The 13,544-nt window shown below is 64.8% G+C and carries 12 protein-coding genes; 7 read left to right on the top strand and 5 right to left on the bottom strand.

What is annotated here, in order from left to right; translation table 11 throughout:
- Window positions 1–51 precede the first annotated feature (51 nt).
- Complete coding sequence (locus tag BP737_RS07205) at window positions 52–1,077, top strand: HD domain-containing protein (protein ID WP_342686071.1); 1,026 nt, start codon at window positions 52–54, stop codon at window positions 1,075–1,077.
- A 169-nt stretch (window positions 1,078–1,246) separates the two neighbouring features.
- On the opposite strand, the gene BP737_RS07200 is transcribed toward BP737_RS07205, so the two are convergent.
- Both BP737_RS07200 and BP737_RS07195 read right to left on the bottom strand, forming a co-directional pair.
- A complete protein-coding gene (locus tag BP737_RS07200) occupies window positions 1,247–1,396 on the bottom strand; it encodes a YHS domain-containing protein (RefSeq protein WP_292407550.1) in 150 nt (49 codons plus the stop codon).
- 20 nt (window positions 1,397–1,416) lie between these two features.
- A complete protein-coding gene (locus BP737_RS07195; RefSeq protein WP_292407548.1) occupies window positions 1,417–3,858 on the bottom strand; it encodes a heavy metal translocating P-type ATPase in 2,442 nt (813 codons plus the stop codon).
- 337 nt (window positions 3,859–4,195) lie between these two features.
- On the opposite strand from BP737_RS07195, the gene BP737_RS07190 reads away from it, so the two are divergent.
- Together BP737_RS07190 and BP737_RS07185 are read left to right on the top strand one after the other, a co-directional pair.
- Window positions 4,196–4,924, top strand: a complete 729-nt coding sequence (locus tag BP737_RS07190; protein WP_292407545.1) for a HEAT repeat domain-containing protein — start codon at window positions 4,196–4,198, stop codon at window positions 4,922–4,924.
- A gap of 91 nt (window positions 4,925–5,015) precedes the next feature.
- Window positions 5,016–5,978, top strand: a complete 963-nt coding sequence (locus tag BP737_RS07185) for a HEAT repeat domain-containing protein (RefSeq protein ID WP_292407542.1) — start codon at window positions 5,016–5,018, stop codon at window positions 5,976–5,978.
- A 48-nt stretch (window positions 5,979–6,026) separates the two neighbouring features.
- On the opposite strand, the gene hisD is transcribed toward BP737_RS07185, so the two are convergent.
- Window positions 6,027–7,277, bottom strand: a complete 1,251-nt coding sequence (hisD, locus tag BP737_RS07180) for a histidinol dehydrogenase (protein ID WP_292407539.1) — start codon at window positions 7,275–7,277, stop codon at window positions 6,027–6,029.
- A 190-nt stretch (window positions 7,278–7,467) separates the two neighbouring features.
- Here hisD and BP737_RS07175 point away from each other — a divergent pair, with 190 nt between their 5' ends.
- The 4 genes from BP737_RS07175 to BP737_RS07160 all read left to right on the top strand — a co-directional run bounded on the left by BP737_RS07175 (window position 7,468) and on the right by BP737_RS07160 (window position 11,340).
- A complete protein-coding gene (locus BP737_RS07175; RefSeq protein WP_292407536.1) occupies window positions 7,468–8,400 on the top strand; it encodes a substrate-binding domain-containing protein in 933 nt (310 codons plus the stop codon).
- Window positions 8,401–8,525: 125 nt separating this feature from the next.
- Window positions 8,526–9,497: a substrate-binding domain-containing protein gene (locus tag BP737_RS07170; RefSeq protein ID WP_292407534.1), complete on the top strand. Its 972-nt coding sequence runs from the start codon at window positions 8,526–8,528 to the stop codon at window positions 9,495–9,497.
- Window positions 9,498–9,551: 54 nt separating this feature from the next.
- Window positions 9,552–10,256: an ABC transporter permease gene (locus BP737_RS07165; RefSeq protein WP_292407531.1), complete on the top strand. Its 705-nt coding sequence runs from the start codon at window positions 9,552–9,554 to the stop codon at window positions 10,254–10,256.
- A 4-nt stretch (window positions 10,257–10,260) separates the two neighbouring features.
- Entirely contained in the window at window positions 10,261–11,340 is a 1,080-nt protein-coding gene (locus tag BP737_RS07160; protein WP_292407528.1) for an ABC transporter ATP-binding protein, read from the top strand.
- Window positions 11,341–11,342: 2 nt separating this feature from the next.
- Here BP737_RS07160 and BP737_RS07155 read toward each other — a convergent pair whose 3' ends face one another.
- Both BP737_RS07155 and BP737_RS07150 read right to left on the bottom strand, forming a co-directional pair.
- Window positions 11,343–12,476 (bottom strand): putative sulfate/molybdate transporter, encoded by a 1,134-nt coding sequence (locus tag BP737_RS07155; RefSeq protein WP_292407524.1) that lies wholly within the window; start codon window positions 12,474–12,476, stop codon window positions 11,343–11,345.
- Window positions 12,477–12,543: 67 nt separating this feature from the next.
- Window positions 12,544–13,446 (bottom strand): mechanosensitive ion channel family protein, encoded by a 903-nt coding sequence (locus BP737_RS07150; RefSeq protein WP_292407521.1) that lies wholly within the window; start codon window positions 13,444–13,446, stop codon window positions 12,544–12,546.
- Between the last annotated feature and the right edge of the window lie 98 nt (window positions 13,447–13,544).

Here is a 13,544-nt window from a genome sequence, read left to right as displayed (position 1 = left end):
ACCTCTACCGCAAAGATTTCGCGGCTTCGCGTGAGACCGGACCCATTTTCCATGCCGGGACAAACCGCCGGGCTTTATGACTTTTCGGGCGGAACGGATTCTTTGCAGGAGTGCGGGATCGCAATGCTCGAGAAGACAGTATTCGTGGAGGAGATCAACGGGGGCGTGCAGGTCGATGCACCCTTTGTAGTGAATGATGCGGAACTGCGAGAGAAACGGGGAGGAAAGTATATTCAACTTACCCTCTCCGACCGAACCGGCCAGAGGAACTGCAAGGTCTGGGGGACGCCCGACCAGAGTGCGAGAGAGATTGAGGCGCTCTGCCGCGCGATCCGGAACGGCGAGGTTTACCGCATCCAGGGCTACGCAAAGGTCTACAACGGCACCTGCGAGGTCAGCGTGAACGACGGGATCGCGAACCTCGCAACGCCGTTGCCGTCGGATACGTTTGACCCGTCTCTGTTCGTCTATGCACCTGCCGACTCCGCTGCCGTCCGCGAAGGGCTGGGACACATGGCCGCGAGGATCGAAGACCCCGGTATATTCTCTCTCGTTTCCACGGTTATGAACAGCACCCCGGGCTTCCTCGACGCGCCCGCAGCGAAGGCCCGGCATCACGCCTACATGGGCGGGCTTGCGGAGCACACCCTCGAGACCACAGAGATCGCGATCTCCCTCGCGGACACCGTCTGCCGGGCGGAGATGGATACCGACGTCCTCCTCGCCGGTGCCCTCCTTCACGACATCGGCAAGGCGTCCTGCTTCCGCCGCCAGGGTTTCGCCTTTGTGGCGCTCCCCGAGTACGCGCTCGTCGGGCATACGGCGATCGGGGCTGCTACGCTCATGAGGCATTCCGCCGGCATCGACCCCTCACGGTTCGCGCACATCCTCCACATCCTGATGTCGCATCACGGCCCCCACGGCGAGATACAACCGCGGACTCCAGAGGCCTGGACGGTCCATTTCGCCGATAACGCGAGCGCGTTCCTGAGGGGAGCCTGCGACGACACCGCGGACCTTGCACCGGGAGAGGGGAGGCAGGGAACGCGGACGGGGAAACAGGTCTACCGGTTCTGACCCCTCCCGAGGCAGGCCGGTGATGTAATCGTATAGTGTATCTCAAAAATTCCGGGATTGTGGGTTTGTTTCACTCATAGGGGGTATTATTCTTTGAATACGGAGATCCCGAGTCCCCCCTTGCGGTGGGCGGAGCCCACCCGTCCGGGGGCTCTTGCTGCAAAAAGGGTTACGCTCCCTTGAGATATGCTTCGGGGTTACGCTCGAAGAGTTTCTTGCACCCCGGGGCGCAGAAGTAGTAGGTTTTGCCCTGATACTCGGCGGTGTATTTCGTCGACGCCTCATCGACATCCATCTTGCATACCGGGTCGATTGCCATCTTCGTTCACCTCCTTGATTCTATATAGCCCCTTTCTTCGCCGGAGGTATATATGTTTTGAGGAGCAGGGAGAGCGAGACGACCGTCACCGACGAAAGCGCCATCGCGAGCGCCGCAAGTTCCGGCCGGAAGGTTATGCCGTAGATGGGGTAGAGCACGCCCGCGGCGAGGGGGATGAGGGCGGCGTTGTAGGCGAACGCCCAGAAGAGGTTCTGCTTGATCCGGGACATCACCTTCCGGGAGAGCTGGATGGCTGCGACGGCATCGGTCAGGTCGTCGCGGATGAGGACGATATCCCCGCTTTCGATAGCGACGTCGGTCCCGCTCCCGATGGCGATCCCGACGTCCGCCTGCGCGAGCGCCGGGGCGTCGTTGATCCCGTCGCCCACGAACGCCACGACCTCACGGCGCTCCTGGAGGGCACGGACCTCCTGCGCCTTCTCCTGCGGCAGCACCCCGGCGTGGACGTTCTCGATCCCGACTTCACGCGCGATAGCGTTCGCCGTCCGCGGGTTGTCGCCGGTGATCATCGTCACGGTTAGACCCATCCGCTTTAAATCCGCGATAGCGGTCCTCGTCGTCGGCTTGAGCGTATCGGCGATGGCGAGGATGCCCGCGAGCTCACCGCCGGCGGCGACCAGGACCGCGGTCTTTCCCACATCCTGGAAGGCGGTTACCCTCATCTCCGCCTTCGGCGGGACGGCGATGCCGCGCTCCAGAAGGAAGGGCTGGTTCCCGATCAGAACCTCCTCACCGTCCACCACGGCGCTGACCCCCCTGCCGCCGAAGGTGTTAAACCGCTCCGACGCCGGGACGGTAACCCCGGCACTCTCCGCCCGCCGGACGACCGCAACCGCGAGCGGGTGCTGCGAGTTGCGCTCGACCGCCGCCGCAACCGCGAGGAGTCGGTCCTCCGGCATCCCGAACGCGACGATATCGGTGACGTCTGGTTTCCCCCGGGTGAGCGTCCCGGTCTTGTCGAAGGCGACCGTGGTCAGGTTCTTGGAGACCTCGAGCGCCTCGCCGTTCCGGACCAGCACCCCGAGTTCGGCGCCCCGGCCGATCCCGACGGTCACGGCGGTCGGGGTGGCGAGGCCGAGCGCGCAGGGACAGGCGACGACAAGGATGGAGATCAGCACCGTGAGCGAGAAGAGGAGCGAGGCGTCGAGCACCACGTACCAGACGAGGAAGGCGGCGATTGCAATCGCAAGAATGACCGGGATGAAGTAGGAGACCGCGACATCGGCGATCCGCTCCACCGGGGGCCGTGAACCCTGGGCGTCCCGGACGAGTTTGATGATCTGCGCGAGCACCGTGTCCTTCCCGATCTTCTCGGCCCGGACCCGGAGGACACCGTTCACGTTCAGGGTGCCGCCGACGACCCCGTCGCCCTCCTGCTTGTCGGCCGGGATGGGCTCGCCGGTGATCATCGACTCATCGACCGAACTCTCGCCGCCGACGACCACACCGTCCACCGGCACCTTCTCCCCAGGGCGGACCAGGAGGACATCGCCGGGGACGACGTCCTCGATCCCGACCTCGACCTCGCGCCCGTCCCGGACCACCGTCGCGGTCCGGGGCCGGAGACCGATGAGTTTCTTGATGGCTTCAGACGTCCTCCCCTTCGCCCGGGCTTCAAGATAACGCCCGAGCGTCAGGAACGCCGCGAGCATCACCGCGGTCTCGTAGAAGTTGAACTCCGGGGTGAGGACGATCCCGAAGGTTCCAAGAATGCTTGCGCCGTATGCGACGCCGATGCCCATCGCGTACATCACGTCCATGGTCAGCGTCCGGTTCCGGAGCGCCGCGGCGGCCGCCTTGAAGATGGGGGCGCTGACATAGACGAAGACCGGGGCGGTGATAACGAGCATGATGAGGTTGATCGAGACCGGGAGAGCGGCCATCCCCGGCATCCCGAAGAGCATATACAGAAAGAGCGGGATGCTCACCGCAAACCCGACGACAAACCGCCGGAACTTGCCCCGGAGGTCCTCTTCCCGCATCCGGGCCTCGACATCTTCGGAGACCTCTTCTTCGAGCCCGAGATACTGGTAGCCGGCATCCTCGATTGCGGCCCGGATATCGGAGAGCGTGACGAGCGCAGGATTGTAGACGATATGCGCGTTCTCGGTCGCGAGGTTGATCCTGGCCTCGTAGACCCCCTCAAGGTCGGTGAGCGAGGCCGCGATCACCTGGGCGCAGGCAGCACAGACCATCCCGCCGATCCTGACGGTGGCCTCGTTCCTCACGACCTCGTAGCCGGCGTCGTCGACCGTCCGTTCGAGGTCTGCGAGGGTGGCCTTCGTCGGGTCGTACTCGACGACGGCGGTCTCGGACGCGAGGTTGACCCGGGCGTCGTAGACGTCGTCCCGCCCCCGGAGGGCGCGTTCCAGATTGAGGGCACAGGACGCGCAGTGCATCCCGGAGATCTTCAGTTCTGCTTTCCTCCGCTCTTCCGGCATGATAGTTGGTTTATTACCGTGCAGGTTAAATACCTCCCACTACCTGCAAAGGTTTTTCCTATCCGGGCCGCTCCTTCCTCGGAGCCCCGCAATTCCGCCTGTTGTGTCTCCTCCGGCCCGTCCTCCCGCTGCTGTGCGGGATAGATACCGGCCCTCCTTCACCCGTGTTCGTGCAGAGCCGCATCCGGGGGCCCGGCTGGGGATATGCCGATCATTATACAAACATTATTATACACAAAACCGGTTACCACCACCTCATCCTGAGGTGATTGGAGTGCAAAGACGAGAGATTCCAGTGGAAAATCCACAAGAGGAGAGACGATACGATCTTGAGCGCATGACATCGGGACGGGACGTCGAAGGCCTGATTGAAACGCTGCAGAACGGCAGCCCCGCACTCCGGCGCTCCGCCGCCCTGGCGCTTGGTGCACTCGGCGAATGGAGAGCGGTGGACCCGCTCATCCGCGCGCTCGCCGATCCGGCGCAGGCTGTCCGGGAGGGAGCGGCAAACGCACTTGTGACGGTCGGGACGCCGGCGGTCGAACCGTTGATCGATCTCCTCGACCGCCCCGACATCGCCACGGTCTTCGGGGTGCCGCAGGGGGAAGAGGCCTGGAAAGGCCTGACGCAGGTCGACCTCCTCGGGGGCCCCGAGGGCATACCGCCGGAGAAGAGACGACTCCATCACGGCGGTGGAGTCACACAGCACGACCTTTTCGGAGGCCCTGAAGAGGCCGAGAAGAAGCGAGCCCTTCAGCACCGGGAACTCGCACAGCACGACCTTCTCGCCGGCCCGGAGGGCATACGGGAACACAACCGACTTTTTCCCGGAGCGGAGAGGGCCGGCATCACAACGGAGGGGGCACCCCCCGGCATGAAGCCGGGGCTGCGCCGGGCCTACGCCGCCGTCATTCTCGGCGAGATCGCCGATCCGCGGGCGGAGGAGGTCCTCACACGGTCGCTCTCCGACAGCGACCCCATCGTCCGGAGAGCGGCCGAAGACGGGCTGGCACGATTCCGGAAGAGGCGAAGTACGGCCGCAGCCGTTCTGCCGGTGTCCCGCTGATGCGGGGCGGGTCACCCTTTTTCCGGCGGAACGGTCGGACCGGTCCTGCCGGACAAGGTTTATTATATCGGGTCGGCAGTATACGCGGGGCTTGGAGGCGATACGGTTGGAACAGGAGAGCAGTTCTACGACGGCGCAGCAGGACGAAAAGAGGTTCAATATTGATGTATTACGAGCCGAGGAGAACGTCGGCGGTCTGATCGAGGCGCTCGGAAGCAGCGACGACCTGACCCGCCAGCGGGCCGCCCTGGCGCTGGGGGACCTCGGCGGGACGGAGGCGGCGGGTCCCCTCATCCGGGCGCTCGGCGACCCGCTGACGGCGGTGCGGGAAGCGGCCGCAGACTCGCTCGTCCTGCTTTCGGACGCGGCGGTCGGACCGCTGATCGAACTCGTCGAGCACCCGGAGGCAGCGAAGAAGCACGAGAAATCGACGGCGGCCGAAGGCCCGGCGACCGTGACCGGGCCCGGCGGCGGGACCTGGGAGATCGAGACCGGAGGAGACCTTCGGCGGGTCTACGCGGCTGCCGTCCTCGGCGAGATCGGTGATCCCGCCGCAGTCGGCCCCCTCGTCCGGGCGCTCCACGACGAGAATAGCGACCTCCGATGCCAGGCAGCGGGGGCTCTTGCGAAGTTCGGTCGGGAGGCGGTGGAGCCGCTTGCACGGCTGCTCGCCGACCCCGACCCGGAGGTCAGGATCGTCGCGGCCGGGGTCCTCGGGGAGACCGAGGAAGCGTCCGCGACGGAGCCGCTCATCGGAGCGCTCCGGGACGGGAACCCCGATGTCCGGGGGGCGGCGGCGGGCGCTCTCGTCCGGATAGGCGACACCGCGGTCGACCAACTCATCGGCGCGACAGAGGACGCCGACCGGAACGTCCGGCTCTACGCTGCGGGGGCGCTCAAGTACATCGGCAACCCGCGGGCAATCGATACGCTGCAAAAACTCGCCCGGAATGGGGACGCCGAAGAGCGCAGCGTCGCGGAGGACGCCGTCGAGAAGATCCGGATGGTCCGGGGCGGGGCCGCACCGGAGCCTTCGGCGCCGACGTCACGGTAGGAAGAAACCTATTTTTTTACGGGCGAGCGGCTCAAAAGGGGTTAAGGTTTATCCTCTACGCCGCACCCGCACCGACTCCGCGTGGGCGTGGAGCCCCTCCGCATCGGCGATCGTCTCCACCACGTCGCCGATCGCATCAAGGCCCTCCCGCGTGATCACCTGGACCGTCGAGCGCCGGCAGAAGTGGTTCACGTCGAGCCCGGAGTAAAACCTGGCATAGCCCGCCGTCGGGAGGACGTGGTTCGTCCCCGATGCATAGTCGCCGCAGGCCACCGCCGCATAGGGGCCGACGAAGATCGAGCCGGCGCTCCTGATCCGGTTGAGGATGCCGAGCGGGTCGGCAACCTGCACCGAGAGGTGCTCGGGGGCGATACCCTCGACCGCCTCCACCGCCTCGTCGAGATCGTCCGCCACGATGTAGCCCGAGTGATCGAGCGCTTCCTCGATAATCTCCCGGCGCTTCGCACCCTCCGCCATCCGCTTCACCTCACCGGTAACCGCATCGGCAAGGGTCGCATCGGTGGTTACGAGGACGCAGGCCGCGTTCGGGTCGTGCTCTGCCTGGGCAAGGATATCAGCCGCGATGAAGGTCGGGTTCGCCGTGTTGTCCGCGAGGACCGCGATCTCGCTTGGACCCGCCGGGAAGTCGATCTCGGCCTCTTCCCGGAGGAGCATCTTCGCGGCGGTGACGTAGACGTTGCCCGGGCCGACGATCTTCTCCACCCGCGGCACCGTCGCCGTCCCGATCGCCATGGCCGCGATCGCCTGGGCGCCGCCGACCCGGTAGACCTCGTCGACCCCGGCGATATCGAGCGCGACAAGTGTGATCGGGCTCGTCGGCGGGGGAGTGCAGCAGCAGACCTCCGCGACCCCGGCGACCTTTGCGGGAACCGTGCACATCAGCGCCGTCGAGGGGTACGCCGCCCGCCCGCCGGGGACGTAGGCCCCCACCCGGGATAGAGGAGTCGTCTTGACGCCGAGGGTGATCCCCGGCTCCATCTCCTGCAGCCAGAGGTCGCGCCCGCGCTGCAACTCGTGGAACCGGTTGATCCGCGCCTCCGCCTCCACCAGGCTCTCGACCAGGTGGGCGTCCACCCGGTCGTAGGCCGCTTCCCGCTCATCGTCGGGGACGGCGATGCTCTCCAGGTCGATACCGTCGAACTTCTTCGTCAGGTCGAACAGGGCATCGTCGCCTTCAGCCCGCACCCTCCCGATGATCTCCGCGACCGGCCCCTTCACCCGGTCAAGGTTCGACCGTCGTCCGGCGATCCAGGTCTCGATATCCAGCGCCTGCCACATGAGGAACAGGGTCGGCGGATGGAAGCGTTAAGGTTTCGGCCCTCCGTCCCACGGAGGGAGAGACCTCTGCGCTTCCCGGAAGACGACCGCTCTTTCCCGGACAGCCGGTTTAGGGAAAGATCTTGACCATAAATATTTGTTAATTATTATAAAAACAACTAAATACATATCGTGCCGATCACCCGCCCGTATGAGACCGAGATCGTGGATGCCCTTTGTCGGCATCATGGTAGTGTTGCTCGCCGCATGCATCGTCGCCGCCCCGGCACAGGAAGCCGCGGACCCGGGCGTGCTCCGGATAGCAACGACGACAAGCCTGTACGACACAGGCCTTCTCGACGAACTTGAACTGATGTACGAGAACACCTCCGATGTGGACGTACAGATCACCGCTCAGGGGACGGGCCAATCGCTCGATACCGCCCGACGCGGCGACGTGGACCTGGTGCTCGTTCATTCGCCCGAACTTGAGCAGCAGTTCATCGATGAAGGCTACGGCATCAACCAGCGCTGCTTCGCCTACAACTACTTCCTCATCGTCGGGCCGGAGTCCGACCCGGCGGGGATCGCGAACATGACACCCGAGGAAGCGTTCAGGACGATCTATACCGCCGGCACGAACGAGACCCCGGGCGTTGCCTTCGTCTCCCGCGGCGACGACTCCGGCACGCACAACCGGGAGCAGCAGATCTGGGAAGAGGCGGGCTACAACTACACCGAAGACATCCAGGACTCCGGGAACTGGTACCTCGAGACCGGGAGCGGCATGGGTGAGACCCTGACCGTCGCCAACCAGAGGGAAGCCTACACGCTCTCCGACATCGGCACCTATCTCGCCTTCCAGGACCAGTTGACCCTCGTACCGCTGGTGACGGAGGGCGACCAGCTCCTGAACCGCTACAGCGCAATCGCGGTCAACCCCGAGATGGCGACGGGCGTCAACATCGATGAGGCCAACAACTTCATCGACTGGATCACCTTGAACGAGACAAAGGAGTTCATCGGGAACTTCGGCGTCGAAGAATACGGCCAACCGCTCTTTACGCCGCTCTATCCCCCGGAGTGCACGGAACCGCCGTTCAACTGCACCACCTGCTCGTCACCGGCGAACGCAACGGCGTGACGGGGGTTTAAACCTTCGCCGTCTGTCGGAGAACCGACAGGCGGCTCTCCCGGGACGAACGATAGATCGTTGACAGCGGGACACCGTTAACTATTTACATCGGCCGAACATCCTGACGCGCTGCTATGAAGACGTATGCGACTATTCTAACGGCAGACATCATCTCGATCTTGCTTATCTTCGCCTTCTTTGTGGGATGCACGGGAACGGCGCCGGGCGGAAACGAGACCCCGAACGCCACGACGACCGCTCCCGCGGGCGGAGCGAACGTTCTGCGGATAGCCACCACCACGAGCCTTGAGAACACCGGGCTCCTCGCGGAACTCGAGCGGATCTACGAGAGCGAGACCGAAATGGACCTCCAGTTCATCGCCCAGGGCACCGGGCAATCCATCGACTCCGCCCGGCGCGGTGACGTGGACCTGGTGCTCGTCCACGCCCCGGCGCTTGAGCAGCAGTTCATCGGCGACGGCTTCGGTATCGACCCGCGGTGCATCGCCTATAACTACTTCATCATCGTCGGGCCGGAGTCCGACCCGGCGGAGATCGCGAACATGAGCCCGGTTGAGGCATTCCGGACGATCTATATCGCCGGCACGAACGAGACCCCGGGCGTCGCCTTCGTCTCCCGCGGCGACAATTCCGGGACCCACACCCAGGAGAAGACGCTCTGGGAGGAGGCGGGCTACAACTACACCGAGGATATCCTTGATTCCGGGGGCTGGTACGTCGAGGCCGGCAAGGGCATGGGGGACACCCTGATCCTCGCAAACGAGGTGAACGGCTACACGCTCTCCGACGAGGGAACCTATCTCTCGTTTGCCGACCGGCTCGACCTGGTGCCGGTCATCGCGGAGGGTGCGGAACTCCTGAACCGCTACAGCGCGATAGCCGTCAACCCCGAGAGACACCCCGGCGTGAACGCGGAAGGTGCCGCGGACTTCATCAACTGGCTCGCCGCGAATGAGACGAAACAGATGATCGGCGAGTTCGGAGCCGCGGAGTTTGGAAAACCGCTCTTTACGCCGCTCTATCCTCCGGAGTGCACGGAGCCGCCGTTTAACTGCACCTCCTGCTCGGGGGAGATTGCCGGATAGGCGTAATACCGGAGACGTGAACGAGGTGACCGGGAGCCCGGAGGGTGAAGACGCGTGGTGAACGGCCCTGGCGAGAACCCGATCGTCGAGGGGTTCATCGAGGCCATCCGCCTCATCGTCACCCTCGACCCACAGGTGGTGGAGATTACCGTCCGGTCGCTCTACATCTCCCTCACCGCCGCCTTCTTCGCCTCGCTGGTCGCCCTCCCCATCGGGGCGCTCATCTACTTCTACGATTTCCGGGGGAAGCATGCCGTCGTTTCCACGCTACAGACGCTGTATGCGCTCCCCACCGTCATCGTAGGCCTGCTCATGTTCCTCCTCCTCTCAAACATCGGGCCGTTCGGGTTTCTCCGACTCCTCTACACACCCGGCGGCATGATCGTCGCCCAGACGGTCCTCATCATACCGCTCCTCATGGGGCTGACGGTCTCGGCGCTCTCCGGGATCGACCGGGACAAACGCTACACGATCACCGCACTCGGCGCAAGCAGGCTCCAGACAGTCATGACCGTCATATCGGAGGCGCGGTTCGCGGTCATGGCCGGCGTCCTCCTGGGCTTCGGGCGGGCAATCGCCGAGGTGGGGACGGTGATGATCGTCGGCGGAAACATCCGTGGCGCCACCCGTGTCCTCACCACCGCAATCGCGCTCAACACGTCGATGGCAAACTACTCCCTCTCGATTGCGCTCGGGATCATCCTCCTTGCGGTGGCGCTCGGGGTGAATATCGCCCTCTCTCTCGTGCAGCGGCGGTGAAACCATGGCGATCATCGAGACGCACAGGATCAGAAAGTCCTACGGCAACCAGGAGGTCCTGCACGACGTCGACCTCTCGGTCGGGGAGGGGGAGATCTTCGGGCTCATCGGGCCGAGCGGCTCCGGCAAGAGTACGCTTCTCCGGGTCCTCGACCTGATCGAGGACCCGAGCGACGGGAGGCTCCGGATCTTCGGTATCGATGTGGCAGAGGAACGCGGCCGCCGACTCGACCTCCGCCGGCGGATGGGGATGCTCTTTCAGCGACCGATCGTCTTTAACGCGTCCGTCTACGACAACGTCGCGATGGGGCTGCGCTACCGCCATGCCTCCGGCGCCGAGATCGATCGAAGGGTGAGGGGGGCCCTTGAAGCCGTCGGGCTCTCCCGTTACACGAGGAGCCGGGCGACCGACCTCTCCGGCGGCGAGCAGCAGCGTGTAGCGTTATCGCGCGTACTCGTGACCGATCCCGAGATCCTCTTTCTGGATGAGCCGACCGCGAACCTCGACCCCGGCTCGACCGCCACCATCGAGGCGATCGTAACAAGGCTGAACCGCGAGGCCGGGACGACAGTCCTCATAAGCACCCATGATCTCCTGCAGGGGCAGCGGCTCGCCCACCGGGTCGCGGTGATGATCGACGGCACAATCGCCCAGACCGGACTTTCCCGCGAGATCTTCCACGAGCCAGGAAACCGGAGGATCGCCCGGTTCGTGGGTGTCCAGAACATCATCCCCGGCCGGGTCGTCTTCCGGAAGGATGGACTCACCACGGTGGAGGCTGGCGGGAGGCGGATCATCTCGGCGACCCCGCCGCCGGACGAAGAGGTCGAGATGGTCATCCGGGGCGAGGACATCTCCCTGCACCGGCGGGAGCCGATGCACGAGGAGGCGGAAAATCTCTTTTCCGCCACGGTCGCCGCCATTGAGCCCACGGCGCCGTTCGTGAACGTGACGGTGCACTGCGGGTGCGATCTCGTCGCACTGGTGACCGCGAGGAGGGCGGAGACCCTCGGCCTTGCAGTCGGGATGCAGGTATGGGTCTCTCTCCAGGCGAAGGCGGTCCACCTGATCCCCCGGGAGTAATCTCAGGAAACAGGCTGTTGCCGCCCCGCCCGCCATTTCATCGCATAGGCGAGGACCATCCCAATAATAAATGCAATCGTGAGGCCGGTCACGAGGGTGAGGACGGCGACGACTCCCGTGACCAGGTAAGACTCGGTCTTTGCGCTGTGTTTCCCGAGTTCGATTGCCACGAAGACCAGGAGCGCGCCGAAGACGCCGTAGGGGATGAGGGTCAGGACCTCCGGCGGGGCGAAGGCGACGGCGAAGATGAGGATGAGGAGGCCGGCGACGATGTTCGCCCCGCCGGTCCTCGCGCCGAACCGGTACATGGCGGCGAGCCCACCGGCGCCGTGGCACATGGGGAACCCCCCGAGCGGCGTCGAGATCAGGTTCATGGCCCCGATGGTCCGGGAGAGCCGGTCAGGGTCGACGCCTTTCTTCGGGAAGAAGTCGTAGGTGAGGAGCGATGTGGCGAGGATGGCGTTTGCGACGGTGAGCGGGATCTGCGGGAGGACGAGGTCCCAGGTGCCGGCGATGAAATCCGCCGGCAGCGGGACGATGAGGGTGGGAAGGGGCATCAGGCGGAACGGCGGCATCCCCTGCGTGGCGATGCCGGCGGCAAGCCCGATGAGAAGGACGACCAGCGCGGAGACGTCCGGGATGCGGGCGCGATGCGATGCGATGAAGAAGAGGACGATGATCGCGATGGAGAATGCTGCAAAGAGAACGTCGACGAGGATGTAGCCGAGCGAGGTCTTGAGGAGGAGGAGCGCAAGCCCGGCCTGGACGCCCCGGATGACGCTTCGCGGAATCCGGTCCCCGATCCAGGCCATGCCGCCGATGAGACCGAGCAGGAGGAAGAGCACGCCGACGACGATCCCCGACGCCACGATCTCGCCGTGCGAGAGACCTCCGGCAATGACAACGGCCCCGATCGCCTTCATCGGTTCGATGGGAATCGGGAGGCGGTAGTAGAGGCCGGCGATGATGAACCAGGCGGCAAAGAAAAGGAAGAAGTGGCTGACGTTCACGTCCGGGCAGACGATGGCGACGCCGAGCAGGATGGGAAAGATGGTGCCGAAGTCGCCGACGGCTCCCGCAATTTCCTCGAGGGTGAACCGGATGCCGCCGTTCCCGGTCTCGGTGCTCTCCGCCATAGTGCAACTCTCCTTATGTCGCCTCTTCTTCTTGGCGGTTTTGGATGAGGCATACCGCCTGCCATCGTCACCCATCGCGCGGTTCGGTCTCCGGCTTCTTCTCGATAAGGAGGTCTTCGGCCTTCAGCCGCGTGACGACGGCATCCAGATACTCCGAGACGATGCTGTCTTTCATCGGGATCTGCCGGATCCAGGCCCGCACCGTCAACCGGGTCCAGTCCTCCCTGACCGACGAGACCTGCACTCTCGGCTCGAACATCGTAAGGCCGGGGCTGTCGAAATTGAGGCGCCCCATGTAGGGGAGGTCGAAGAGGTTCTGGGCGGCAGACCGCTCGGCCGGCCCGACGCGCGGGAAGATCAGGGGATGATCGTGCGCCGCCGCGAGTGCGATCTCCTGCACCCGTGCGAGGTCCGCCGTGGCCGGGATGGCGAGCGGAATCGGGACCTCCATCAGCCCGGCCCGGGAGTAGCTGATGACCTTACGCGTTATTATGTCCGAGTTCGGCACGAGGATCAGCCCGCCGTCAAGTTCCTGGAGGATCGTCGTCGTGAGAGAGAGATCGCGCACCCGGCAGAGCCCCGTCGGCGGTCTTCCGCTGACGATCACCCATTCATCGAGCCGGACCGGGCGGTTGATCGTGATCAGGATGCCGGCAAGGACGTTCTGGATGATCTGACGCGACGAGAACGCGATGACGATACCGAGGATGCCGAGCGATGCGACGAAGGCCGTCGGATCGAAGTCGAGGAGGTACCGGGCGCTCGCGTAGATCCCGCCGATGATGACGGCGTACTGCAGGGCGGCCGCCGTCCACCTGGCCGTCCCGCGGGAGACGCGCCCGGAGAGGACCCGTCGGAGAAGCAGGTAGACGAGGTTGCCGAGGAAGAGGGATGCTATGAGAGCAAAGAAGAACACGAGGACCGCATCGAGGGGCACTCCGCCGATGAGGACCGGACCGCTGACCTGCATGTAGAGAGGTGGGCGGGAGAGGGAGTTAACCCCTTCCGTACCGACCGCCGTGCAGAGGGAACGGCCGTTGTCGAACCCTGCGGATCGGCGCCAGCAAG

The sequence above is a fragment of the Methanoculleus sp. UBA291 genome, assembly GCF_002499755.1.
GTDB classification, from domain to species: domain Archaea; phylum Halobacteriota; class Methanomicrobia; order Methanomicrobiales; family Methanoculleaceae; genus Methanoculleus; species Methanoculleus palmolei.
This window is presented reverse-complemented; position numbering and strand designations above follow the sequence as displayed.

What these genes read in the sequence shown, in the direction of transcription:
- BP737_RS07170 (WP_292407534.1), top strand. Translation starts at nt 8,526, where the DNA reads ATGAAGACGTATGCGACTATTCTAACGGCAGACATCATCTCGATCTTG.
- BP737_RS07160 (WP_292407528.1), top strand. Translation starts at nt 10,261, where the DNA reads ATGGCGATCATCGAGACGCACAGGATCAGAAAGTCCTACGGCAACCAG.
- BP737_RS07155 (WP_292407524.1), bottom strand. Translation starts at nt 12,476, where the DNA reads ATGGCGGAGAGCACCGAGACCGGGAACGGCGGCATCCGGTTCACCCTC.
- BP737_RS07205 (WP_342686071.1), top strand. Translation starts at nt 52, where the DNA reads ATGCCGGGACAAACCGCCGGGCTTTATGACTTTTCGGGCGGAACGGAT.
- BP737_RS07190 (WP_292407545.1), top strand. Translation starts at nt 4,196, where the DNA reads ATGACATCGGGACGGGACGTCGAAGGCCTGATTGAAACGCTGCAGAAC.
- hisD (WP_292407539.1), bottom strand. Translation starts at nt 7,277, where the DNA reads ATGTGGCAGGCGCTGGATATCGAGACCTGGATCGCCGGACGACGGTCG.
- BP737_RS07175 (WP_292407536.1), top strand. Translation starts at nt 7,468, where the DNA reads ATGAGACCGAGATCGTGGATGCCCTTTGTCGGCATCATGGTAGTGTTG.
- BP737_RS07195 (WP_292407548.1), bottom strand. Translation starts at nt 3,858, where the DNA reads ATGCCGGAAGAGCGGAGGAAAGCAGAACTGAAGATCTCCGGGATGCAC.
- BP737_RS07150 (WP_292407521.1), bottom strand. Translation starts at nt 13,446, where the DNA reads ATGCAGGTCAGCGGTCCGGTCCTCATCGGCGGAGTGCCCCTCGATGCG.
- BP737_RS07200 (WP_292407550.1), bottom strand. Translation starts at nt 1,396, where the DNA reads ATGGCAATCGACCCGGTATGCAAGATGGATGTCGATGAGGCGTCGACG.